Source organism: Nonomuraea solani, assembly GCF_900108335.1.
Taxonomy (GTDB): Bacteria; Actinomycetota; Actinomycetes; order Streptosporangiales; family Streptosporangiaceae; genus Nonomuraea; species Nonomuraea solani.
This window is the reverse complement of the sequence record NZ_FNVT01000001.1, coordinates 117,887-140,454: the sequence shown is the minus strand read 5'-3', so window position 1 is coordinate 140,454 and position 22,568 is coordinate 117,887. Positions and strand designations below refer to the sequence as shown.

Here is a 22,568-nt window from a genome sequence, read left to right as displayed (position 1 = left end):
GGCGTAGGCATGGACAAGCCGGTCATCGTGACGGTGGACGACGATCCAGGCGTGTCGCGGGCGGTGGCCCGTGACCTCAGACGCCGCTATGGCCAGGAATACCGGATCGTCCGCGCGGAGGCCGCCGCCGACGGCATCGAGGCGGTCAAGGAGATGCGGCTGCGGGGTGACGAGGTGGCGGCGATCCTGGCCGACTACCGGATGCCGCAGATGAACGGGGTGCAGTTCCTCGAGGCCGCCATGGACATGTACCCGTACGCGCGGCGGGTGCTGCTGACCGCGTACGCCGACACCGACGCCGCGATCCAGGCGATCAACGTGGTCGATCTCGACCATTATCTGCTCAAGCCGTGGGATCCGCCGGAGGAGAAGTTCTACCCGGTGATCGACGGGCAGCTCGACGCCTGGCTGCGCACCGACCGGGTCGAGCGGGCCGAGCTGCGGGTGGTGGGCGACCGGTGGTCGGCGCAGTCGTACCGGGTGCGCGACTTCCTGGCCCGCAACCACGTGCCGTACCAGTGGATGTTGTCGGAGGACCCCGACGGCGCGCAGCTCGTCAAGGCGGCCGGCGAGGGGTGTCACCTGCCGCTGGTGGTGACCGCCGACGGCACCACGCTGGAGTCGCCCGACCATTCGGCGCTGGCCACCGCGGTGGGCCTGTCGACGACCCCGGCCACCGACTTCTACGACCTCATCGTCGTCGGCGGCGGTCCCGCCGGGCTCGGCGCGGCCGTCTACGGCGCCTCCGAGGGACTGAACACCGTGCTGGTCGAGAAGTACTCCTCGGGCGGGCAGGCGGGCCAGAGCTCCCGCATCGAGAACTATCTGGGCTTCCCCGACGGCGTCTCCGGGCAGCAGTTGGCCGACCGGGCGCGCAGGCAGGCGCTGAAGTTCGGGGCCGAGCTGCTGTCCGCGCGCGTGGTGACCAGCCTGGAGCCGCGCGGGCAGGCGCGCGTGGTCGGGTTCAAGGACGGCGGGGAGATCGCGGCGCACGCGGTGATCCTGGCGACCGGCGTCACCTACCGCCGGCTGGAGGCGCCCGGGCTGGACGAGCTCGTCGGCCGGGGCGTCTTCTACGGAGCGGCGCTCACCGAGGCGCCCGCGTGCCAGAACACCGAGGTCTACATCGTCGGCGCCGCCAACTCGGCCGGTCAGGCGGCCGTTTACCTGTCGGGATTCGCGAGCAAGGTCCACTTGTTGGTGAGGAGTGATGGTTTGGAGAAGTCCATGTCTCACTACCTCATCGAGCAGATCGCCGCGATCCCCACCATCGAGGTGCACCTGCAGACGCAGGTCGCCGGGGGCGGCGGTGAAGGGCACCTGGAGCGGCTGACGCTGTCGACCAAGGGCGAGGAGCGCACGGTCGACGCGCAGTGGCTGTTCGTGTTCATCGGCGCCGAGCCCTACACGTCCTGGCTGGGCGAGACCGTCGAGCGGGACTCGCGCGGGTTCGTGCTGACCGGGCCCGACCTGGTGCAGGGCGGGCGGCGGCCACGCAACTGGCCGCTGCGGCGGGAGCCGTACTACCTGGAGACGAACGTGCCCGGAGTGCTGGCCGCGGGAGACGTACGCGCCGAATCGATCAAGAGGGTGGCCTCCGCCGTCGGCGAGGGCGCGATGGCCGTCGCGCTCGTGCATCGTTACCTGGAGAAGCAATGACCGACACCGTGAACATCGACATCGACGAGCTGCGCAAACTCTTCCTCTTCGAGCGGCTGACCGACGAGCAGCTCGCCAAGCTCGCGGGCAGTGGCCGGGTGCAGACGTACGCCCAGGACGAGGACATCGTCCGGCAGGGCGAGCCGGCCGAGTGCTTCGCGGTGCTGATCGAGGGCGAGGTGCAGATGATCAACCAGACGGTCAGCGCCGGCACCGTCGCCATGCCCCGCAGCTCCCAGCCCGGCGTGTACGGCGGCGCCACCAGCGCTTACCTGGGCGAGCGCGCGCCGTCGACCTACCAGCACACGCTCCGGGCCACCGCGCCGTCGCGGATCTTCATGCTGCCCGCCAGGAAGTTCGCCTACATCGTGGCCGAGTGGTTCCCGATGGCGATGCACCTGCTCGACGGGCTGCTGTCCGGCGGGCGCATGCAGCGGGAGATCATCGACCGGCGGCAGCGGCTGACCGCGCTCGGCACGATCACCGCCGGGCTCACCCACGAGCTGAACAACCCGGCCGCGGCGGCCGTGCGCGCGGTGAGCGAGCTGCGCTCGCTGATCAAGACCTCGCGCTTCCAGCTCGCCCAGCTCGCCGAGGACGGCATCCCGCCGGAGAAGCTGCGCACGCTGATCGAGGCGCAGGAGGCGTGCACGAACAACCTGGGCAACCAGCCGCAGCGCTCGCCGCTGGAGATCTCCGACGCCGAGGACGAGCTCGGTGACGCGCTGGAGCAGGTGGGCGTCGAGGACGCGTGGGATCTGGCTCCCGCGCTGGTCAACGCCGGGTTCACGGCGGAATACCTGGACAAGATCCGTACCAAGGTGGGCCAGGAGCACACCCCCGCGGCGCTGCACTGGCTGGCCGAGGCGATCGAGATCTCGCAGATGCTCAACGAGGTCACCGAGGCGACCGAGCGCATCACCACGCTGATCCGCTCGGCCAAGCAGTATTCGCAGATGGACCGGGCGCCGTTCCAGCAGGTGGACGTGCACGATCTGCTGGACAGCACGGTCGCGATCTTCCGCGGCAAGATCGCGCCGGGCATCAGCGTGGTCACCGACTACGACCGTACGCTGCCGCTCATCCCCTGCTACGCGGGCGAGCTCAACCAGGTCTGGACGAACCTCATCCACAACGCGCTCGACGCGATGGGCGAGGAGGGCACGCTGACGATCCGCACCGCCCACGACGAGGACGAGGCCATCATCGAGATCGGCGACACCGGCCCCGGCGTGCCCGACGCGATCAAGGACCGCATCTTCGAGCCGTTCTTCACCACGAAGAGCGTCGGCGAGGGCACCGGGCTCGGGCTCGACATCTCTTACCGCATCGTGGCCGGCCGGCACGGTGGCGAGATCAAGGTGCGCTCGGTGCCGGGCGAGACCTGGTTCGAGGTGCGGTTGCCGCTCCGCGAGCCCGCCTGACTTGTCAGAAGCCTTCCTGACCGCATGTAATGGTTGACCGAAATGCGGGAGGGAGGCGGGCCCCGGTGAGCACGTCGGCGTCTGTGACGGGTTCGCGTGCGCTCAACGCGCTGCTCAGAGTGCTGAGCGGCATCGAGCGGCTCGGGAACAAGCTGCCGCACCCGTTCTGGTTGTTCGTCATCTTGAGCGCGCTGCTGGCCCTGGTGAGCTGGGGACTCGCGGCGGCCGGGGTGTCGGCGGTCAACCCGGCGACGGGCAAGACCGTCGTGGCCCAGAACCTGCTGTCGGCCGACGGCGTGCGCATGATGGTCGGCGACGCGATCAAGAACTACACGTCGTTCCCGCCGCTCGGCACGATCCTCGTCGTCATGCTCGGCGTCGCGGTCGCCGAGCGCTCCGGGCTGCTGGCCGCGGTGCTGCGCTCCGGGGTGTCGAGGGTGTCGCCGAAGTGGGTGACGTTCGCGCTGTCGTTCACCGGGATGGTGGCGCACGTGGCCTCGGACGCCGCGTACGTGGTGCTCATCCCGCTCGGCGCGCTGGCCTTCCGCGCGGTGGGCCGCAGCCCGATCCTGGGCATCGTGGTGGCGTTCGTGTCGATCTCCGCCGGTTACGACGCCAGCCCCCTCATCACGCCGGTCGACGCCATCCTGTCCGGGCTGACGACGGCCGCCGCGCACACCATCGACCCCGCGTACGTGGTCACGCCGCTGGCCAACTACTACTTCTCGCTGGCGTCGTCCCTGGTGCTGGCCGGTGCGATCACCCTGGTGACCGAACGGGTGCTGGCCCGCCGGGTCGAGGCGATCCCCGTCGACCCCGACGCCGACGAGGACGACCTCGGCTCGCTGACGCTCAGCCCCGAGGAGCGCCGTGGGCTGCGGGCCGCCCTCATCACGCTCGTGGTGTTCCTGGCCGCGATGGTGGCCGCCGTACTGCCGCCGGGGTCCCCGCTGCGCGGCGAGGGCGGCAGCATCGTGCAGTCGCCGCTGCTGACCTCGATCGCGATCTTCCTCGCCCTGGCCTTCCTGGCCGTCGGCTGGGCGTACGGCCGGGCCGCCGGCACGGTCACGCGCAGCGCGGACATCCCCGGCTTCATGGCCCACGGGCTGCGCGAGATGGCGCCGATCCTCGTGCTGTTCTTCGCGATCTCGCAGTTCCTGGCCTACTTCAAGTGGACCGGCATCGGCGAGATCATCGCCATCGACGGGGCCGGGCTGCTGAAGTCGGCCGGGGTGAGCGGGCCCGTGGTGTTCCTGGGCATCCTGCTCGTGGTGACCGTCATCAACCTGGTGGTGACCAGCGGGTCGGCCCAGTGGGCGCTGGTCGGGCCCGTCTTCGTGCCGATGCTGATGCTGCTGAACATCCCGCCCGAGTACACCCAGGCGCTCTACCGCATCGCAGACTCCTGCACCAACGCGATCACCCCCATGAGTCCATATTTCGTGATGGCGCTTGGTTTCCTGCAGCGTTACCGCCGCTCGGCCGGGATCGGCACGCTGGCCTCGATGACGATCCCGCTCGCGTTCACCCTGCTCGTCGTCTGGACGCTGCTGTTCTTCGTGTTCTGGGGGCTCGGCATCCCGCTCGGCCCCGGAGCGCCCGTTCCCTAGAAAGGACGTTTGTGTTGATCACCGACTGGACCCGGCAGGCCCTCCCGGCCATGCTCGACGACCTCAAGGCCATCGTGGAGCTGGAGACCCACAGCTACGACAAGGCCCTGCTGGTCAAGGGGCTGCGGGCGATCCGCGCCCGGGCCGTCGCGCTGCTCGGCACGCCGGACGACGAGGTGCTGCACGAGGGCGGTCAGCACGGCGACATCCTGGAGCTCACCTACCAGGGCACCGCGCCGGGAACCGTGCTCATGCTCAGCCACTACGACACCGTCTGGCCGGCCGGGACGCTGGCCGGCTGGCCGTTCGCGGTGGTGGAGGGCAAGGCCACGGGACCGGGCGTGTTCGACATGAAGACGGGGCTCGTGCAGTCGGTCTGGGCGCTGCGCGGCCTGAGGGACCTGGGGCTGCCGCATCCGAGCGTGCGGTTCCTGTTCAACGGCGACGAGGAGATCGGCAGCCCGGCCTCCCGGCCGCACATCGAGGCGGCCGGCGAGGACGCGCTGGCGACGCTGGTGTTCGAGGCGTCCCTGGACGGGGCGGTCAAGACGTCGCGCAAGGGGGTGGGGCTGTTCAACGTGAGCGTGACCGGGGTCGAGGCGCACGCGGGGCTGGATCCGTACGCGGGGGCGAGCGCCATCCACGCCCTGGCCGAGATCGTCACCACCCTGGCCGGAGCGGGCTCGCGTGAGCGCGGCACCACCGTGAACGTGGGCCTGATCGGCGGCGGCACCGGCCGCAACGTGGCCGCGGGGCGTGCCACGTGCGGCGTCGACGTGCGCGTGACGGACCCGGCCGAGATGGGACGGATCGACGACGTGTTCGCCGACCTGCGGGCCTCCGACCCGCGCGTGTCCGTCTCGGCCACCGGCGAGTGGAACCGGCCGCCCATGTCCCCGAACCCCGGTTCGCAGCGGCTGTTCAAGGAGGCGCAGGAGGTGGCGGCCGGGTTCGGCTGGCTGCTGGACGAGGCGGCCGTGGGCGGGGCCAGCGACGGGAACTTCGTGTCGGCGCTGGGGCGGCCCGTGCTGGACGGGATGGGGGCGGTGGGGGACGGGGCGCACGCGCGGCACGAGCACGTCCTGATCGACCATATCCCCGCCCGCACGGCCCTGACCATCGGCCTCCTTACCGCCCTGGCCGGTGGTTAGGCGCCGAAAACGTTGTCACGGGCCAGGTCGAGAGCCGTCAGCACGGCGCCCTGGAGGACCGCGTTGCCGGTCACCGTACTGGCCCTGACCTCGGTGGGCGCCGGCCCCAGCGCCCGCAGCCGGGCCGCCACCATCGCCGCCAGCTCGTCCCCGCCCTCCTGCCCGGTCTCCCCGCCGAGCACGACGAGCCCGGGGTCCAGGAGTGTGACGAAGGCAAAGGCCCCGTCGGCGAGGCGCGCGGCCAGTTCCGTACTCTCGATGCCGCCCGCGACCGCGCTGGACACCAGATTGCAGAACGCGGTCCCGCGCACCTCCAGGAACCCGATCTCGCCGGCACCCCCGGACGCTCCCCGCCGCAGCCGTCCGCCCAGCACGACCGCCGCCCCCACCCCGTCGCCCACCCACATGAGGGCGAAGTCCTCGCTCCCCTGCGCGGCCCCGGTACGGAGTTCGGCGATGGCGGCCAGGTTGACCTCGTTCTCCAGCACCACGGGCACGCCGAGCCGCCGACGCCAGGAGGCGACCAGCCCAGCCCGCCAGCCCGGCACGTCGTTGGACGACACCAGCTCCCCGTCCCTCGGCTGGACCAGCCCCGGAGCGCCGATCACGACCGTGTCGAGCACCCGCTCCCCCGCCGCCTCGGCTATGGCGCCTTCCACGAGATCCACCAGATCACCGCTGACCGCCCGGACGGCCGTACCGACGACTTTCCCGCTGATGTCGGCGACGTTCACGCTGATCGTCCCGAGCCGCAGGTCCACCCCCGCCACGTGGGCGCGGCCCGCCACCAGCCCGTACAGACGCGCGTTGGGCCCCCGCCGAGCCTCCCCCGACTCTCCCGTCGCCTCGACGAGCCCGCCCTCCATGAGCCGCTCGATCAGGTCGGAGACGGTCGGCCTGGACAAGCCCGTCAGCGTACGGAGCTGGGGCGCGGTCAGCGGTCCCCGCTCCAGCAGCAGGTCGAGCGCCAGCCGGTCGTTGATCGCACGGGCCATGGACGGGGTCGCGGTCTTCACACCCCCCATATTAGTCAGGGACCCTGCCTAAAACCTCTTTTCATCAGGAAGCCTTCCTGATAGTTTCCGGCACATGAGCCATCATCGCGCCATCGCGGCCATCTTCGCCGTCCACGGGGCGGTCGCGGGCAGTCTGTCCACGCGCATCCCCTGGATCCAGGACCAGTTGCACCTCGACCCCCGGATCCTCGGCCTGGCGCTGCTGTGCCCGCCGATCGGCGCCTTCATCGGCATGCCCATGGCCGGGCGTCTGGCGTACCGCTTCGGCGGCCGCCGGGTCACCCGCGTCCTGATCGCGCTGTGGTGCGCCGGTCTGGCCCTGCCCGCGCTCGCGCCGTCGCCGGTGTGGCTGTTCGCCGCGTTCCTGCTGTTCGGGGCGGCCGCGGGCATGTCCGATGTCACGATGAACGCCCACGCCGTCGTCCTCGAAGGCCACCTCGGCCGCTCGATCATGTCGGGCCTGCACGGCATGTGGGCGGTGGGCAGCCTGGTGGGGGCCGGCCTCGGCACCCTGGCCGCGCAGGCCGGAATCGACGCCCGCCTGCACCTCGGCACGATCTCGGCCGCCCTCCTCCTGCTGGGCCTCCTCGCCGGCCGCGGACTCCTCCACGAGGACACCCCCGCGGGCGCCCCCGCACCCCGCCGCTTCGCCCTGCCCGGCCGCGGCATCGCCCTCATCGGCGTGGTGGGCTTCTGCGCCACGTTCGCCGAGGGCGCCAGCGCGAACTGGTCGGCCGTCTACATCACCGAGGTCACCGACGCCGGGCCCGGGGTGGGCGCCGCGGGATACACGGTCCTCATGCTGTTCATGGCGGGCACTCGGCTGCTCGGCGACCGCGCCATCCGCTTCCTCGGACCGGTGGCGACGGTCCGGACGGGCGGCGCGGTGGCGGCGGTGGGCGCCCTGATCGTCGTCCTGGCCCGCACCCCCGCCCTCGCCATCGCCGGCTTCGCCCTGATCGGGCTGGGCGTGGCGGTGATCGTCCCGCTGGCGATCGCGGCCGCGGGCAACAAGGGGGCCACACCCGGGGAAGGGGTGACGGGCGTGGCCACGCTCACGTACCTGTCGGGCCTCGTGGCCCCGGCGGTGACGGGGTGGGTGGCGGGCGGCCTGTCATATCCGGCGGCCTTCGCGGTGATCACCGGCGTACTCCTGCTGCTGCCCCTGCTCGCCCCGGCCCTCCGCCCCTCACCCGGCATGCCGGCTCGCCACCCCGAAGGCGATGACCGGCGGGGCCGTGACACAACCATGACACGGCGCTGACGGGGCGGGGACACGATCGCCCGACAGTGGATGGGGTCGACCGGCGCCTGTGGGTCCGGCTGTCTCCGTGCCGCTGAGGAAGGCTGATGGATCGTGTCTGAACGTGTACGGGTGGCCGTGCTGGCGGGTGGGCCGTCCGCCGAGCATGAGGTGTCGCTGCAGTCGGCGCAGGCCGTCCTCGACGCTCTGCCGAGGGATCTGTACGAGCCTGTGGCCGTCATCATCGATCGGCAGGGCCGGTGGTCGGTTGAGCCGCGGCGCGGGCTGGCGGACGTGGTGTTCCCGGTGTTGCACGGCCCGTTCGGTGAGGACGGGGTGCTGCAGGGATATCTGGAGGCACTGGGCATCCCGTACGTGGGCTGCGGCGTGCTGGCCTCGGCCGTCGGCATGGACAAGGTGGCGATGCGGCGGGCGTTGCTCGCGGAGGACATTCCCCTCACTCCGTCCGTGTGGTTCACCGGGCACGAATGGCGCGCCGGCACCGACCCCGGGGCGCTGGTGAAGTCGCTGGAGTGGCCGATGTACGTCAAACCGGCCAACATGGGCTCCTCCATCGGCATCTCCCGGGTCACCTGCCTGGAGGAGTTGCGGGCGGGCGTGGAGCTGGCGCTGTCCTATGACCGGGTGGTGATCGTCGAGCAGGGCGTGGTGGCGCGGGAGCTCATCTGCGGTGTGCTCGGCGGCCATGACACGCCGCAGGCGTCGGTGCCCGGCGAGCTGATCGTGCCCGGCGACTGGCTCGATTACGAGGCCAAATACCTCAGCCCGGCCGAGATCGCCACCATCCCCGCCGTGCTGCCGGACCAGGTGGCCGATGAGGTGCGCGAGCTGTCGCTGCGCGCCTTCCGGGCGATCGGCGGCTACGGCCTGGCCCGGGTCGACTTCCTGTACGAGGAGGGCACCGGCCGCCTGTACGTGCTGGAGATCAACACCATGCCCGGCTTCACCGCCCGCTCCGTCTACGCCCGGGCCTGGGCGGCGAGTGGGATCGCCTATCCGGAGCTGCTGCGCCGGCTCATCGACCTCGCGCTCGCCCGGAGCGGCTCGTGATCGCCATGACGTTGCACGAGATCGCGCGGGTTGTCGGCGCGCACCTGCACGACGTGCCCGATCCGGGGGCGCGGGTGACGGCGCCCTCAGCGGTCGACTCCCGCGCGGTGCTGCCCGGCGGGCTGTTCGCCGCCACCGCCGGCGCCCACGTCGACGGCCACGACTATGCGGCCGTGGCCATCGCGGGCGGCGCCGTCGCGGTGCTGGCAGCCCGGCCGGTCTGCGTGCCGGCGCTGGTGGTCGAGGACGTGCAGGTCGCGCTCGGCCTGCTGGCCCGGCATCTGCTGACGCGCATCAGCCCGGCCGTGATCGGCCTGACCGGCTCCGTCGGCAAGACCACCACCAAAGACCTGCTGGCCCAGATCCTCGAACGGCACGCCCCGACGGTCGCCACCGACCGCTCCTTCAACAACGAACTCGGCCTGCCGCTCACCGTGCTGCGCGCCGACGCCGCCACCCGCTACCTGGTCCTGGAAATGGGCGCCGGCCGCAAGGGCGACCTGACCTACCTGACCGGACTCGCACCGCCCCGGATCGGACTGGTACTCAACGTCGGCACCGCCCACATCGAACGCATGGGAGGCGGCCCCGCCGACGTGGCCCAGGCCAAAGGCGAACTCGTCGAGGCGCTCCCGGCGGACGGGTTCGCGCTGCTCAACGCCGACGACCCGTACGTCATCGGCATGGCCGGCCGCACCCAGGCCCAGATCCTGCTGTACGGCCGGTCACCGCACGCGCAGGTGCGCGCCGAGAACGTGCGCATGGACCAGCGCGCTCGCGCCCAGTTCGAGCTGGTCACCCCCACCGGCCGTGCCCCGGTCGCACTCGACCTGATCGGCGAGCACCAGGTGTCCAACGCGCTGGGCGCCGCCGCCGTCGCCACCGCCCTCGGCCTGGACCCCGCCGCCATCGCCGCCGGACTGACCGCCGCCCGGCGGCGCTCCGGCGGCCGCCTGGAGATCACCGAACGGCCCGACGGCATCACCATCGTCAACGACGCCTACAACGCCAACCCCGAATCGATGCGCGCCGGCCTGCGCGCCGCCAAAGCCCTGGCCGGCCCCCGCCGCACCATCGCCGTGCTCGGCGCGATGGGCCAGCAGGCCGACGCCTCCCCCGCCCGGCACACCGACATCGGCCGGCTCGTCGCCGACCTCCACTACGACGTGCTGATCACCGTCGGCACCGGCGACCCCCTCGCCATCGCGCACGCCGCGCGATCGTCCGGCCAGGGCGTCACCGTGCACACCGTCGCCGACGTGGCCGCGGCCATCACCCTCGCCACCACCCTGCTCCAACCAGGCGACGTGGTGTTCGTCAAAGCCTCCAGCGAGATCGGCCTCGCCACCTGCGCCCGCGCACTGGCCACCCCCACCCCTTGAAACGGAGCTCCATGCGCACCATCGGTCTCATCGGCGGGCTGAGCTGGGAATCGACCCTGATCTACTACCAGATCATCAACCAGCGGGTCCGCGAACGACTCGGCGGCAGCCACTCCGCCAACAGCCTCATCTGGTCCATCGACTACACCACCGTCGAAAACCTCATCTTCGCCGACCGCTGGAACGACGTCAGCACACTGCTGGCCGACGCCGGCCGGAAACTCGAAGATGGCGGCGCCGACATGCTGCTCATCTGCAGCAACACCTTCAGCCGGGTCAACGACGACGTCGCGCGGGCCGCGAACGTCCCCGTGCTGCACATCGCCGACGCCGTCGGCACCGAAGTCCGCACCCGAGGCATGCGCAAGGTCGGCCTGCTCGGCACCCGCTTCACCATGGAACAGCCCTTCTACCGCGACCGGCTCACCGCCCACGGCTTCGACGTCATCGTCCCACCACGCGAACAACGCGAACTGGTCCACCACGTGATCTTCGACGAACTCGTACGCGGCGTGATCCAAGAATCCTCCAGAGACGCCTACGCCCGGATAGTCGCCGACCTCGCCGACCAGGGCGCCGAAGGCGTCATCCTCGGCTGCACCGAAATCGAGCTGCTGATCAGCGAGAAGGACACCGCCATCCCGGTACTGCCGAGCGCCCGGCTGCACGCGGAGGCGGCAGCCGGCTTCGCGCTGAGCTGAGGCCTGGTTCGCGACCAGCACGTGGACGCTCACCGAGGCAGGAACGCGGCCGCGCCATGCGGCGGCCTGCGGCGAGCTCGCGCGACGCGATGCCGGAGCCTGCCGGTTGTTCTCAGAAGAGCGGTGGCCAGTTGCGCAGGCCGGCGTCGGCCATTCGCTGGAGTTCGTCGCGGCAGACACCGCTCGCGGCCTGCACGGCGATGCCGAAGGCCAGGGTGGTGACGTAGCGGGCCAGAAGCCCCGGATCGGTCTCCGGCGGCAGGTCGCCCTCGTGGCCGTGCTCGGCCACCGCGGTGACCGGCGACATCTCCAACCTGGCCGACCTGGACCGGCTCTACGACACGATCCGCGGCCGGGGACGGGGCCTGGACGTCCTGTTCGCGAACGCCTCCATCGCCTTGCTCGGGCCGCTCGATCAGATCACCGAGGAGCACTTCGACACCCTCTTCGGCATCAACGTCCGCGGCACGCTGTTCACCGTTCAGAAGGCGCTGCCGCTGCTCAACGACGGCGCCTCGATCATCTTGAACGGCTCCACCAACGTGGACGTCGGCGACGAGGCGCTCGGCGTGTACGCGGCGACCAAGGCCGCCACCCGATCGTTCTCCCGCACCTGGGCCAACGAGCTCAAGGGACGCGGCATCCGGGTCAACACCGTCACGCCCGGCCCGACCGACACCCCCGCCCTGGTGGCGCTCACCCCCGACCCGGAGCGGTTCCAGCGGCAACTGGCCGCGCGCGTGCCGCTGGGCCGGCTCGGGCGCCCCGAGGAGGTCGCCGCCGCCGTGGTCTTCCTCGCCTCCGAACAGAGCAGTTTCATCACCGGTTCGAGCCTGTACGTCGACGGCGGCCTGAACCAGATCTAGAGACGATGTCCAACAGCGATCTGCGCGCCGGCAGCCCGGGTTCACCGCCACCGAACTGACCGCGGCCTTCGGCGGTGGAGGTCGCCGGAAGAGAGCGCCAGAACCGTCGTGCGTTCGGCGACTCTCGGCGCGGACGGCCCGGCAGGAACGTTCCAGGACGAAAGCGGGAGTTGGCACCCAGGAATGATCGAGGGGCCGTGCGGCCGCCCCGTCCTGGCGGAGGTTTTTGCGGTTCGTGTTCTTGGGGCCCCATCGTGGTACGCTCCCAAGCGAGCGCTTGGTTTACCGTTGAGGGGCCGCCGCATGAAGTTCTCGACCTTCCACCTCTTCCACCGTTTCGACGGCCAGAGCTTCAAGGACGTGTACGACTACCACCTGGAGCTCATCGAGCTGGCCGAAGAGCTGGGGTTCGACGGGGTACGGCTGGCCGAGCACCATTTCCGGGACTACGGGGTCGTGCCCAATCTGTTCACCATGCTCGCCCACGCCGCCGCCCGCACCTCCCGCCTCCGCCTGGGCACCGGGATCGTGGTGTTGCCGCTGCACAATCCCATTCACGTGGCCGAGGAGGCCGCGCAGGTGGATGTGCTGTCCGGCGGGCGGCTGGAGCTGGGGATCGGGCGGGGGTATCAGAGTTTCGAGTTCGAAGGGTTCGGGATCGAGCTGGCGGAGGCCAGAGATCGGTTCAACGAGGCGCTGGAGGTGATCGTCGGGCTCTGGACGCAGGACGCGTACCAGCACGAGGGGAAGTTCTACAAGACCGGGGCCGAGGTGTCGCTGGTGCCGAGGCCACTGCAGGACCCCCATCCGCCGCTGCACGTGGCGGCCGTGTCGCCCGAGACCGTGACCATGTACGCCGAGCGCGGCCTGCCCATCCTCGCCGATCCGGCGGCCACGTTCCGGAAGGTCGTCAAGGCGGCCGAGACGTGGCGGGAGACGGCGGCGCAGGCGGGCCACGGGGCGGAGGCCGAGCTGGTGGTGGCTCGCACCGTGTACGTGGCCCCCACGCTGGAGCAGGCCCGCGAGGACCAGGCCCGGTTCGAGGCGTCGTTCGACCGGTCGCGGATCTTCAACGAGCGCAGCGCGCCCATCGATCCGAAGACGGGGCAGGCGGCGCAGGGGTTCGAGTACTACCAGAACCGCTATCTCAAGGGCGGCTCGGTGTCGGCCGACTTCCGGTGGGAGCAGTTGGAGGTGATCGGTGATCCGGCCCGGGTGATCGAGCAGATCTCGGTGCTCAGGGACGCCGGGTTCACGAACCTGCTGTGCGACTTCGGCAGCACCCGGCCGATGCCGCTGGAGGACATGAAGCGGGTGATGCGCTTCTTCGCCGCCGAAGTCATGCCCGCCTTCGCCACGAGCCCGGGAGGCCGATCATGATCCACAGCCTGTCCCTGTCGGACGTCCTCGCCGATCACGCCCGCAGCCGTCCGCAGGTCACGGCGGTGGTGGACGGTGCCGTACGGCTCACCTACCCCGAGCTCGACGCCCGGGTGACCCGCCTGGCCGCCGCGCTGCGGGCACGCGGCGTCGCGAAGGGCGACCGGGTGCTCTGGCTGGGGCAGAACGCGCACGCCGTACTGGAGCTGCTGCTGGCCTGCTCGCGCCTGGGCGCCGTCTTCTGCCCGGCCAACTGGCGGCAGTCGGCGGACGAGCTGCGCTTCGTGGTCGATGATCTGAGCCCTGCCGCTGTCGCGTACGAGCCGTCGGACGTCACCCAGGCCCTACGTCAGGAGGGGTGGGTGCAGGCGGGCGAAGAGTACGAATCTCTCGTCGCAACCGGCCAGGAGCAGGAGTTTCCCCAGGTCGACGACGCGGAGCCCGTCCTCGCTCTCTACACCGCCGCGTTCGACGGGCGGCCCAACGCCGCGCTGCTCAGTAGCGCCGCGCTGGTCGCGCACGCCACGTCCCTGCTCGTCGTACGCCAGATGGAGCCGGTCTTCACCTTCCTCAACAACGGCCCGCTCTTCCACGTCGGCACCATGATGTTCTGCCTGGCCACCCTCCAGATCGGCGGCACGAACGTCTTCACCCCCGCCTTCGACCCCGAGGAGGTCTGCCGGCTGATCGACGCCGAGCGGGTGACGCAGGCGTTCCTGTTCGGGGGGATGATCGACGCGGTGGCGAAGGCGAACGAGAGCGGTAAGTACGACCTCTCCTCGCTCCGCTTCGTCGCCCACTCCGCCGCGTGGGACGGCATGATCACCGTGGACGACTCCCCCTGGTGCCGGTCCAAGATGGGCGGGTACGGGCAGACCGAGGTGGGCGGCATGCTCACCTTCCTGGGGCTGGCGGAGGGCGGGGCCGGGTTCGCGGGGCGGCCGTCGCCGCTAGTGCAGGTACGGATCCTGGCCCCCGACGGCACCGAGGTCCCGGCGGGCGAGACCGGCGAGATCTGCGCCCGAGGAAAAACCCTTTTTTCCGGATATTTCGCCCGGCCCGACTTAAATGCGGAAAAGTCGAAGAACGGCTGGCACCACACCGGCGACCTCGGCCGCCGCGAACCCGACGGCACCATCACCTTCATCGGCCCCCGTCTTCGCATGATCAAATCCGGCGCCGAGAACGTCTACCCGGCCGAGGTCGAGCGCGTCCTGAAGTCTCACCCCGCCGTCGCCGACGCCGCCGTGATCGGTGTACCCGACGAAACCTGGCACCAGACGGTCAAAGCCATCGTGGCCCTGAAACCAGCCGAAAAAGCCTCGGAAGCCGACCTCATCGACCACGTCAGAACCCTGCTGGCCGCGTACAAGAAACCCCGCCACATCACCTTCGTGGACAGCATCCCCAAACGCGGCTTCACCCCCGACTACGACGCCCTGGACGAGGCGCACGGCGGCGGCAACTACCCCGGAGCGTGATCACTCCCGCCGGATCCGCAGGCCCGCCTCCAGATGGGCGAGCCCCCGATCGAACTCCTCCACGACGTCCATCTCCGGATTCTCGGCCCACTCGAACCAGAGCGCGACCATCACCCCCGAGATCGCCCCGGTGACGTTGCGGATCTCCGGATCTCCGGGATCGCGGCCTTCGCGCGCCGCCAGTTCGTCCCGCAACGTCCGCATGACCCCGCTGATGTTCCGCAGGCTCGCCGCCCACAGCTCGGGCACGGTGAACATGAGCTTCTCCCGCTCCATGCTGTCCACGCGTTCCTGCGGTGTCTGCTCGGCCAGCACCTGACGCATGGCGACGCGGAACGCCCGCAGGGGGTGGAGCTCGGGCGGCACCGCCCTGAGCGCCTCGACGAAGGGCGGAAACTGGTCGACCAGCACCAGATCCTCCTTTGTCGGGAAGTAGCGGAAGACCGTGCTGGGCGCCACCTCCGCCGCCTCCGCGATCTGCTCGACCTTCGTCGCCGTGTATCCCTGCTCGCGGAAGAGCCGCAGCGCCTCCTTCTGGATCAGCGCCCTGGTCTTGGCCTTCTTCCGCTCACGCAGACTCATGACTCCGCATTCTCGGGCGTGCTGCCACCTCACGTCCACTTCAAAAACGCTAGTCAACTCTCAAATAAGAGTCTACTCTCACAATCATGCGACTCCCCATAGACCGAGACCCGAAGTGCCCCTTCGATCCCCCGCAAGGCCTCCAGGGCCTGCCGCCGATGAGCCGCCTGGAGTTCGCCGACGGCCATCAGGGCTGGCTGGCCACCACGCTGGAGGCGGCCAGAACCGTTCTGGGCGACCCCCGGTTCAGCGCGCGCACCGAGCTCAAGCACTCCGCCGTCCGCTCCACGATGCCCGACGGCGGCCGGCGCCCCGCGCCACCCGGCTTCTTCGCCGCCACCGACCCGCCGGAGCACACCCGCTACCGCCGCCTGCTCATCGGCCAGTTCACGGTGCGCAGGATGCGCCTGCTGGAGCCGCGCATCGAGCGCATCGCCGCCGACCACCTCGACGCCATGGCCGCGGCCGGCCCACCGGCCGACCTCGTGACCGCGTACGCGCTGCCGATCCCCTCGATGGTCATCTGCGAACTGCTCGGCGTCCCGTACGAGGACCACGCGTTCTTCCAGGACCGCAGCCTCCAGATCGTCACGGCGGGCGGCGACGTCGACGGGGCGATGGCCGACCTGGGCGCCTACCTGCACACCCTGGTGCGCCGCAAGCGGGCCGAGCCCGGCGACGACCTGATCAGCGGCCTGACCGGCGACCTCACCGACGAGGAACTGGCCACCGCCGCGATGATCCTGCTGGTCGCGGGCCACGAGACCACCGCGAACATGTTGTCGCTCGGCACGTACGCCCTGCTGACGTCAAAGAAGAAATATGAGGAGGGCATGGTCGAGGAGCTCCTGCGCTGGCTCGCCATAGTCCACCTCGGCGCCCCCAGCAGAGCAGCGTTGGAGGACGTGGAGGTAGCCGGAGAAATGGTGAAAAAAGGTGAAACGGTAGCCCTCTCTCTCCCCATGATCAACCGCGACCCGGAAGCATTCGAGGACCCCGACACACTCCGCCCGGACCGCCCGGACGCCCGCCGCCACCTGTCCTTCGGCCACGGCGTTCACCAGTGCCTCGGGCAGCAACTGGCCAGGATCGAGCTGAGCATCGGCTACCGGGCACTGTTCGACCGCTTCCCGGCCCTGCGCCTGGCCACCACCGACGTGCCACTGAAACACGACGCCGCGGTGTACGGTCTGACCCGCCTCCCGGTGACCTGGGACTGACCGCTACAAAATCGCCAGCGGGGTGAGCGGGCTGCCGGTGCCGCCCTCGATCCGCAGCGGCGCCGCCACGAACACGAACTCCGTACGGCCGGAGCGCCCGAGCTCCTCCAGCCACAACATCTCGATCAGGTGGACGCCGTGCCGGTGCAGCAGGACGAGGTGCAGGTCGTCGGCCAGTGACTCGTCGGCGAGCCCGCTCCCGTTGAGCCCGCCGATGGCGGCGTTGTCCGAGGCCACCACGGCCACGTCGCGCGCCGCCAGCCACCGCCCCGCCTCGGCGGACAGCCCGGGCTGGCCCGACCAGTACTCCTCACGCGAGCGTTCCCACACCACCGGCCACCCGGTACGGATCACCGCCACGTCCCCCGGCCCCGGCGTCGCGATCTCCGCCAAGAGTTCGGCCGAGATCCTGAAGTCCACTGGCAGGTGATCGAGGCCCAGATGACGGGGCACGTCGAACAGGACGCCTTTCGCCACCACCCCGCCCACCTGCTCGATCCCGCACCGGGTCGCGCCGTAGGAACGCACCCTGGCGGCCGGATGCCCGTTGTAGAGCTCGTCGCCCGACCACATGTGACACAGCGCGTCCATGTGCGTCGTGGTGCCGTGGTGGGTGACGACGAGGGCGTCGTCGGCCACGCGCAGCCCCTCGCCGATCGGCCGCGCGCCGGCCGCGTAGTCGCCGCCGTCCACGGACATGAAGTGCTGCGGCAGCGGACGGCCCGGCAGGTGCGGGACCGTCGTGGGAGCGGGTGAGGAGGTGGCGCCCCTGATCGGCATGGCCAGGCTCAGCACCTCACCCGTGGTGGCACTGCCCAGAGCCGCCAGGACCACGGCCGGGGTGAGGAGGTTGAGAGTGCCGCGCTGATCGTCTGGGCCGAATCGTCCCCAGTTGTTAGGCTCGTGAACCAAGTAAGCGCTCCCTTTCTCCGCGGAGGTCTGATGCACTGCGATCCTCGGTTCTCCCGCGTGCGCGAGGTGTTCGAGCGGCACCTGGCCGACGGCGACGAGCTGGGCGCCGCCTTCGCCGTCCACCTGGACGGCGAGCTGGTGGTGGACCTGTGGGGCGGCGTCGCCGACCGGCACACCGACCGGCCCTGGGAGCGCGACACCCCCGCCTTCGCCTACTCGTGCACCAAGGCGATCACCGCCACGGTGCTGCTGCGGCTCGCGGAGCGCGGGCTGGTGGACGTGCGCGCGCCGGTCGCCGACGTGTGGCCGGAGTTCGCGGCGCACGGCAAGGCGGCGATCACCGTCGAGCACCTGCTCAGCCACCAGGCCGGGCTGCCGGTGCTGGAGGAGACGGTGCCGGTGGAGGAGTTCGAGGACCAGGCGGCGATCGCGGCCCGGCTGGCGGGTCAGGCGCCGCTCTGGGAGCCGGGGTCGGCGCACGGCTATCACGCGCTGACGTACGGGTTCCTGGTGGGCGAGGTGATCAGGCGGGTGACGGGCAAGTCGGTGGGCGAGGTGGTGGCCGCCGAGATCGCCGGGCCGCTGGGGCTGGAGCTGTGGGTGGGCGCGCCGGACGACGTGATCGCCCGTACGGCCCGGCTCAAGGCGGCCGAGCGCGGCGGCGCGGGCCCCTCCTCCACCGAGCTGACCGGTGTGCTGGCCGACATGGCCAAGGCGGCGCTCGACCCGCGGAGCCTGATGAACAGGGCGCTCGGCAACCCGGGCATGCACCTGCTCAAGGGCGGCGCGAACCACCCGGTCATCCTGCGCGCGGGCTGGCCGGCGGCCGGGATGGTGACCACCGCCAGGGGGCTGGCCGGGTTCTACCGCCACCTCGTGGCCGGTGACCTGCTGCGCCCGGACACGCTGGCCGAGGCCCTGCGCCCGCGCGTGAACGGCCCCGACCGCATCCTCTACCTGGACACCGCGTTCGCGCTCGGCTTCATGCGGCCGTCGCTCACGTTCTTCACGCCGTCGCAGACGTCGTTCGGCCACTCGGGCATGGGCGGCTCGATCGGGCTGGGCGACGTGGAGCGCGGCCTGGCCATCGGCTACGTCATGAACAAGATGGCCAACGCGATCTCCGGCAACCTGCGCGGGACGCGGCTGGTCACGGCGGTCTACGAGTCGCTGTAGGGGCGTCACTGCATGGTCACGCCGCCGCTCACCGACAGCGTCTGTCCGGTGATGTACGCGGCGCGCTCCGTGCACAGGTACGCGACCAGCCCCGCCACGTCGGCCGGCGTGCCGAGACGGCGCAGCGGGATGCCCCGTGCGATCTTGTCCACCAGCCCCGGCTCCGCCTCGGACACCCGGCGGAGCATGGGCGTGTCCGTCGGCCCAGGGCAGACCACGTTGGAGGTGACGCCGGCCTTGGCGGCCTCGCGGGCGAGCGTCTTGGCCAGGCCGAACAGCCCCGCCTTGGTGGCCGCGTACGCGCCCTCGCCGCCCGACCCGGCGCGCGCCCCGTCGGAGGAGACGAACACCAGCCGCCCCCAAGCCCGGTCCATCATGCCCGGCAGCAGCAGCTTGGTCAGCAGCATCGGCCCGCGCAGGTTGACCTGCCACATCAGGTCCCAGTTCGCCGGGTCGCTGCGCGTGAACGGCTCCACGACCGACACCCCGGCGTTGTGCACCAGGATGTCCACCGGCCCGACCGCGTCCGCGAACTCCTCCACCGAGGCGGGTGCGGCGAGGTCCACGGGCAGCGCCCGCAGGTCCGTGGCCTTCACCGCCTCGGGCAGGTCCGCGATCACGACGTCGGCGCCGAGGGCGGCCAGGTCGGTCGCGATGGCCGTGCCGATCGCGCCCGCTCCCCCGGTCACCACGGCCACGCGCCCGTCCAGGCGCAGCCCGTCCATCAGGTCCACGCCCCGACCAGCTCCGTCACGGTGGCGCGGCCGGCGAGCAGGCTGATGGTGTGTTTCAGTACGGCACGCGCGTAGTCCTCGGGAATGCCCGCCACCGCGTCCTTGACCACCGTCACCCGGTAGCCCAGGTTGACCGCCTCCAGCGCCAGCCCGGGGATGCCCAGGTTGAGCGAGACGCCGAGCGCGACCACGGTGGAGACGCCCAGCGAGCGCAGCGTCATGTCGAGCGAGGTGCCGGTGAACGGGGAGAAGCCGTGGTGGCGCCGGCTCTCCAGGTCGTCCGCGCCGAGCAGCTCGGGCAGCACCTCGATGGCGGGGCTGCCCTCCAGCATGTGGGCGGGGTCCTTGAGCAGGGAGACGATGAACGGGCAGTTGTCGGTGTGGGAGCCCGCCCGGTCGGGCCGGAAGGCGGCCGTGCAGTGGATCACCGGGATCTTGGCGTGCCGGGCGGCGTGGAGCAGGCGCGCGGCGTTGGGTACGACGTCGTGGCGGGCGCAGGCGTCCACCAGTTCCGGAAATTTCGTGAGATCGCCGACGACGCCCCGCTGCATCTCCATCACCAGCACCGCCACCCGCTCCACCGGCGACCTCCTCAGCTTTTAGCCGAGCGCTTGCTTGGGACCGCCACAGCATACCCCCCGGACCCGGGGACGGAACAGTTCGAACCGTGACAACCCGCACCCCGGGTGAGAACGTCGAATCCAACACGTTGGGGGTTCGACTTGGTCCCTGGTTACCGTGAAGCACGCCAGCTCGGCGCGGGCCGTACCGGCCGCGTGTTCCTCGCCACCTACCAGGAGACCGGCGCGTACGTGGCGATCAAGTATCTGAACGCCACCCTGCGCAGGGACACCGAGTTCATGGACCGCTTCCGGTCCGACACCCACCGGCTCGTCGAGATCGACGACCCCCACGTCGTGCGGCTCTACGAGTACGTCGAGACCTCGTCCAGGGCGGCCGTGGTCACGGAGCTGGTGGACGGCGTGTCCTTGCGCACGCTGCTGGCCGAGCACGGCAGGACCGGCCCTGAGGCGGCGCTGACCGTGACCAAGAGCGCGCTGCTGGCCCTGGCCGCCGCCCACGAGAAGGGCGTGCCGCACCGCGACGTCCAGCCGGGCAACATCCTGGTCCAGGCCGACGGCACCGGCAAGCTGGGCGACTTCGGCGTCGTGGTGCACGCCGAGGAGCCGGGCGTGCCCGCCGGCACCCCCGCGTACATGTCGCCCGAGCTGTGGACGCAGGAGAGGGCCGGGCCGCCGGCGGACGTGTACGCGGCGGCCTGCGTGCTGTTCGAGGCGGTCGCGGGTCACCCTCCCTATCGGGCGCAGGACGTACCGGCACTGCGGGATCTGCACCTGGTGGAGCCCGTGCCGCTGGAGGTGGCGCCGCCCGCGCTGCGCGACCTGCTCAGGCGCGGGCTGGCCAAGGATCCCGCGGCCAGGTTCGCCTCCGCCAGGGAGTTCGCGGCGGAGCTGGAGGAGGCCGCCAACACCGGGTACGGCCTCGACTGGGAGAAGCGCGGCCGCCGCCACCTGGCCGAGCAGGCCACCGTGCTCGCCCTCCGCTTCCCGCTGGCCGCCACCGGCCCCGAACCGGCTCGCGCGCCGAACCGGCTGCCGCCGCAGCTCTGGGTGGCGGGGGCGGCGGTGGCGGCGACGGTGATCGCGATCCTGATGTCGGGCGGCGGAATGCCCGCCGGGCCCGGGACGATCCTGATGCCACCGCCGCAGGTCCAGACCGAGCCCGCCCCCACGCCCTCGCCGCGCCCGATCACCACACCCCCGAAGCGCACGACCGCGCCCCCTCCCCCGCCGAGCACCAGCCCGCCGCCGCTGCCCACGGTCCGTCAGGGCGGCACCTCCGGGCCGCGTCCCGGTGTGCGAACGGTGGGAATCGTGCGGTGGAGCGGCCGGGCGGGCACGATCACCGTCGCGGCGAACGGCACGGCGACCGTGCGACTGCGGATCACGTACACGCGGCGGGACGGCGAGGAGGGCGCGGCCAGGACGGTCCGGCGGGAGACCCGCACCCTGCGCGGGAGCACGACCTACACCGCCCGCGTCACGCACGCCCCGGGCCGGGTGCGCTGCGGCGAGCGGGCCTACGCCGGGATCCTGGTGATGACCGAGCCGGCCGCGCTCAACGGCCCGCAGGTGCGCGAGGCGGCGCTGGACGGCCCCGCCTGCCCGGCCCCCGAGCCCGCCCCCACTCCGACGCCCAGCGCGACGCCCACGACCGCCGCTCCGGCCCCGACCGACTCGGCCCTTGTCGGCCAACCAAGCGTGCGCTAGCTTGGCAAGCGATGAGCGGTGACACCTCCGCGCTGGTCATCCAGCGCTGTACCTCCTGCGAACGCCCCATCCACCTCCCCGAGGCGTCCTGCCCCTGGTGCGGCGGCGAGCGCCTTGTCTTCGAGCCCGCCTCCGGCGAGGGCGTCGTGCACACCTTCACCGTCGTGCACCGCTCCTTCGCCCCCGCCTATCGGGGCCGGGAGCCGTACGTCATGGCCTGGGTGGACCTGCCAGAAGGCGTCAGGGCGTTCGGGCACGTGATCGGGTGCGCGCCGGACGACGTGCGGATCGGCCTGCCGGTACGGGTGACGTTCGTCGACGACCTTCCCCATTGGAGGCCCGCGTGAAGCTCGGCAACGTCCTGATCCCCGTCACCGACCTGGACGAGGCGATCGCCTTCTACGGGCTGCCGGTGAAGTTCCGCGACGGCGACAGGTTCGCCGCGCTCGACGGGGGCGGGGTCACCGTGGCGCTGGCCGGTCCCGCCGAGCACGTCACCGCGTCGGCGGCGCCGTCGTACAAGGTGGACGACGTCACGCGGACCGTGGCGGAGATGGCCGGGCGCGGGGCCGAGGTGGTGCGGGCTCCCGAGGCCGGGCCGCACGAGACGCGGGCCGTGCTGCGCGATCCCTCCGGAAACGTCTTCGTGCTCTATTCGCCCCTCTGACC

At 71.3% G+C, this 22,568-nt stretch carries 22 protein-coding genes; 16 read left to right on the top strand and 6 right to left on the bottom strand.

What is annotated here, in order from left to right:
* Positions 1–9: 9 nt before the first annotated feature.
* From C4V41_RS00655 to C4V41_RS00640, 4 genes are read left to right on the top strand one after another with little or no spacing between them, the layout of a single operon-like run.
* A complete protein-coding gene (locus C4V41_RS00655; RefSeq protein ID WP_103953738.1) occupies positions 10–1,659 on the top strand; it encodes an FAD-dependent oxidoreductase in 1,650 nt (549 codons plus the stop codon).
* Positions 1,656–3,083: an ATP-binding protein gene (locus C4V41_RS00650; protein ID WP_103953737.1), complete on the top strand. Its 1,428-nt coding sequence runs from the start codon at positions 1,656–1,658 to the stop codon at positions 3,081–3,083. The genes C4V41_RS00655 and C4V41_RS00650 overlap by 4 nt, the downstream gene beginning before the upstream one ends.
* Before the next feature lie 29 nt (positions 3,084–3,112).
* Positions 3,113–4,693 (top strand): AbgT family transporter, encoded by a 1,581-nt coding sequence (locus tag C4V41_RS00645; RefSeq protein WP_103953736.1) that lies wholly within the window; start codon positions 3,113–3,115, stop codon positions 4,691–4,693.
* Positions 4,694–4,743: 50 nt separating this feature from the next.
* Positions 4,744–5,844, top strand: a complete 1,101-nt coding sequence (locus tag C4V41_RS00640; protein ID WP_103954658.1) for a M20 family metallopeptidase — start codon at positions 4,744–4,746, stop codon at positions 5,842–5,844.
* Here C4V41_RS00640 and C4V41_RS00635 read toward each other — a convergent pair.
* A complete protein-coding gene (locus C4V41_RS00635) occupies positions 5,841–6,860 on the bottom strand; it encodes an ROK family transcriptional regulator (RefSeq protein WP_235029832.1) in 1,020 nt (339 codons plus the stop codon). The genes C4V41_RS00640 and C4V41_RS00635 overlap by 4 nt on opposite strands.
* 73 nt (positions 6,861–6,933) lie before the next feature.
* Between C4V41_RS00635 and C4V41_RS00630 the strand changes: the two genes are divergently transcribed.
* The 4 genes from C4V41_RS00630 to C4V41_RS00615 all read left to right on the top strand — a co-directional run bounded on the left by C4V41_RS00630 (position 6,934) and on the right by C4V41_RS00615 (position 11,257).
* Positions 6,934–8,124, top strand: a complete 1,191-nt coding sequence (locus tag C4V41_RS00630) for an MFS transporter (protein ID WP_103953734.1) — start codon at positions 6,934–6,936, stop codon at positions 8,122–8,124.
* A 93-nt stretch (positions 8,125–8,217) separates the two neighbouring features.
* Positions 8,218–9,174 (top strand): D-alanine--D-alanine ligase family protein, encoded by a 957-nt coding sequence (locus C4V41_RS00625; protein ID WP_103953733.1) that lies wholly within the window; start codon positions 8,218–8,220, stop codon positions 9,172–9,174.
* A 5-nt stretch (positions 9,175–9,179) separates the two neighbouring features.
* On the top strand, positions 9,180–10,556 hold the full coding sequence (locus C4V41_RS00620) for a UDP-N-acetylmuramoyl-tripeptide--D-alanyl-D-alanine ligase (RefSeq protein ID WP_235029919.1): 1,377 nt from the start codon (positions 9,180–9,182) through the stop codon (positions 10,554–10,556).
* A gap of 11 nt (positions 10,557–10,567) precedes the next feature.
* On the top strand, positions 10,568–11,257 hold the full coding sequence (locus C4V41_RS00615; RefSeq protein ID WP_103953731.1) for an aspartate/glutamate racemase family protein: 690 nt from the start codon (positions 10,568–10,570) through the stop codon (positions 11,255–11,257).
* A gap of 112 nt (positions 11,258–11,369) precedes the next feature.
* Here the strand turns inward: C4V41_RS00615 and C4V41_RS00610 are convergent, their stop codons facing one another.
* Positions 11,370–11,564 carry a hypothetical protein gene (locus tag C4V41_RS00610; protein WP_235029831.1) on the bottom strand — a complete coding sequence of 65 codons (195 nt, stop codon included), beginning with the start codon at positions 11,562–11,564 and terminating at the stop codon, positions 11,370–11,372.
* On the opposite strand from C4V41_RS00610, the gene C4V41_RS00605 reads away from it, so the two are divergent.
* The 3 genes from C4V41_RS00605 (at position 11,551) to C4V41_RS00595 (ending at position 14,984) form a co-directional block, all read left to right on the top strand.
* On the top strand, positions 11,551–12,123 hold the full coding sequence (locus tag C4V41_RS00605) for an SDR family NAD(P)-dependent oxidoreductase (protein ID WP_103953730.1): 573 nt from the start codon (positions 11,551–11,553) through the stop codon (positions 12,121–12,123). The genes C4V41_RS00610 and C4V41_RS00605 overlap by 14 nt on opposite strands.
* Before the next feature lie 303 nt (positions 12,124–12,426).
* A complete protein-coding gene (locus C4V41_RS00600; protein ID WP_103953729.1) occupies positions 12,427–13,503 on the top strand; it encodes an LLM class flavin-dependent oxidoreductase in 1,077 nt (358 codons plus the stop codon).
* Positions 13,500–14,984 carry an AMP-binding protein gene (locus C4V41_RS00595; RefSeq protein WP_200823668.1) on the top strand — a complete coding sequence of 495 codons (1,485 nt, stop codon included), beginning with the start codon at positions 13,500–13,502 and terminating at the stop codon, positions 14,982–14,984. The genes C4V41_RS00600 and C4V41_RS00595 overlap by 4 nt, the downstream gene beginning before the upstream one ends.
* Here C4V41_RS00595 and C4V41_RS00590 read toward each other — a convergent pair whose 3' ends face one another.
* Entirely contained in the window at positions 14,985–15,566 is a 582-nt protein-coding gene (locus tag C4V41_RS00590; protein WP_103953728.1) for a TetR/AcrR family transcriptional regulator, read from the bottom strand. It abuts the gene before it with no gap.
* 86 nt (positions 15,567–15,652) lie between these two features.
* Here C4V41_RS00590 and C4V41_RS00585 point away from each other — a divergent pair, with 86 nt between their 5' ends.
* Positions 15,653–16,786 (top strand): cytochrome P450, encoded by a 1,134-nt coding sequence (locus C4V41_RS00585; protein WP_200823667.1) that lies wholly within the window; start codon positions 15,653–15,655, stop codon positions 16,784–16,786.
* A 3-nt stretch (positions 16,787–16,789) separates the two neighbouring features.
* Here the strand turns inward: C4V41_RS00585 and C4V41_RS00580 are convergent, their stop codons facing one another.
* Positions 16,790–17,698: a cyclase family protein gene (locus C4V41_RS00580; protein ID WP_103953726.1), complete on the bottom strand. Its 909-nt coding sequence runs from the start codon at positions 17,696–17,698 to the stop codon at positions 16,790–16,792.
* A 30-nt stretch (positions 17,699–17,728) separates the two neighbouring features.
* On the opposite strand from C4V41_RS00580, the gene C4V41_RS00575 reads away from it, so the two are divergent.
* A complete protein-coding gene (locus tag C4V41_RS00575) occupies positions 17,729–18,874 on the top strand; it encodes a serine hydrolase domain-containing protein (protein ID WP_103953725.1) in 1,146 nt (381 codons plus the stop codon).
* Positions 18,875–18,879: 5 nt separating this feature from the next.
* Here the strand turns inward: C4V41_RS00575 and C4V41_RS00570 are convergent, their stop codons facing one another.
* Both C4V41_RS00570 and C4V41_RS00565 read right to left on the bottom strand, forming a co-directional pair.
* Positions 18,880–19,599, bottom strand: a complete 720-nt coding sequence (locus C4V41_RS00570) for an SDR family NAD(P)-dependent oxidoreductase (RefSeq protein WP_103954655.1) — start codon at positions 19,597–19,599, stop codon at positions 18,880–18,882.
* Positions 19,599–20,189, bottom strand: coding sequence for an isochorismatase family cysteine hydrolase (locus C4V41_RS00565; RefSeq protein WP_235029830.1), 591 nt, complete (start codon positions 20,187–20,189; stop codon positions 19,599–19,601). The genes C4V41_RS00570 and C4V41_RS00565 overlap by 1 nt, the downstream gene beginning before the upstream one ends.
* Positions 20,190–20,330: 141 nt before the next feature.
* On the opposite strand from C4V41_RS00565, the gene C4V41_RS00560 reads away from it, so the two are divergent.
* Genes C4V41_RS00560 through C4V41_RS00550 form a run of 3 tightly spaced genes read left to right on the top strand, consistent with a single transcriptional unit; the run spans position 20,331 to position 22,566 of the window.
* Complete coding sequence (locus tag C4V41_RS00560; RefSeq protein WP_160150132.1) at positions 20,331–21,899, top strand: serine/threonine-protein kinase; 1,569 nt, start codon at positions 20,331–20,333, stop codon at positions 21,897–21,899.
* An 11-nt stretch (positions 21,900–21,910) separates the two neighbouring features.
* Positions 21,911–22,246: a Zn-ribbon domain-containing OB-fold protein gene (locus C4V41_RS00555; RefSeq protein WP_103953723.1), complete on the top strand. Its 336-nt coding sequence runs from the start codon at positions 21,911–21,913 to the stop codon at positions 22,244–22,246.
* Complete coding sequence (locus C4V41_RS00550; RefSeq protein ID WP_235029829.1) at positions 22,243–22,566, top strand: VOC family protein; 324 nt, start codon at positions 22,243–22,245, stop codon at positions 22,564–22,566. The genes C4V41_RS00555 and C4V41_RS00550 overlap by 4 nt, the downstream gene beginning before the upstream one ends.
* The last annotated feature ends 2 nt before the right edge of the window (positions 22,567–22,568 follow it).

Bases quoted from the DNA above. Each gene is read 5' to 3' on its own strand.
- C4V41_RS00655 (WP_103953738.1), top strand. From the start codon at position 10: ATGGACAAGCCGGTCATCGTGACGGTGGACGACGATCCAGGCGTGTCG.
- C4V41_RS00650 (WP_103953737.1), top strand. From the start codon at position 1,656: ATGACCGACACCGTGAACATCGACATCGACGAGCTGCGCAAACTCTTC.
- C4V41_RS00645 (WP_103953736.1), top strand. From the start codon at position 3,113: ATGGTTGACCGAAATGCGGGAGGGAGGCGGGCCCCGGTGAGCACGTCG.
- C4V41_RS00640 (WP_103954658.1), top strand. From the start codon at position 4,744: ATGCTCGACGACCTCAAGGCCATCGTGGAGCTGGAGACCCACAGCTAC.
- C4V41_RS00630 (WP_103953734.1), top strand. From the start codon at position 6,934: ATGAGCCATCATCGCGCCATCGCGGCCATCTTCGCCGTCCACGGGGCG.
- C4V41_RS00620 (WP_235029919.1), top strand. From the start codon at position 9,180: ATGACGTTGCACGAGATCGCGCGGGTTGTCGGCGCGCACCTGCACGAC.
- C4V41_RS00615 (WP_103953731.1), top strand. From the start codon at position 10,568: ATGCGCACCATCGGTCTCATCGGCGGGCTGAGCTGGGAATCGACCCTG.
- C4V41_RS00610 (WP_235029831.1), bottom strand. From the start codon at position 11,564: ATGTCGCCGGTCACCGCGGTGGCCGAGCACGGCCACGAGGGCGACCTG.
- C4V41_RS00600 (WP_103953729.1), top strand. From the start codon at position 12,427: ATGAAGTTCTCGACCTTCCACCTCTTCCACCGTTTCGACGGCCAGAGC.
- C4V41_RS00595 (WP_200823668.1), top strand. From the start codon at position 13,500: ATGATCCACAGCCTGTCCCTGTCGGACGTCCTCGCCGATCACGCCCGC.
- C4V41_RS00590 (WP_103953728.1), bottom strand. From the start codon at position 15,566: ATGAGTCTGCGTGAGCGGAAGAAGGCCAAGACCAGGGCGCTGATCCAG.
- C4V41_RS00585 (WP_200823667.1), top strand. From the start codon at position 15,653: ATGCGACTCCCCATAGACCGAGACCCGAAGTGCCCCTTCGATCCCCCG.
- C4V41_RS00575 (WP_103953725.1), top strand. From the start codon at position 17,729: ATGCACTGCGATCCTCGGTTCTCCCGCGTGCGCGAGGTGTTCGAGCGG.
- C4V41_RS00570 (WP_103954655.1), bottom strand. From the start codon at position 19,599: ATGGACGGGCTGCGCCTGGACGGGCGCGTGGCCGTGGTGACCGGGGGA.
- C4V41_RS00555 (WP_103953723.1), top strand. From the start codon at position 21,911: ATGAGCGGTGACACCTCCGCGCTGGTCATCCAGCGCTGTACCTCCTGC.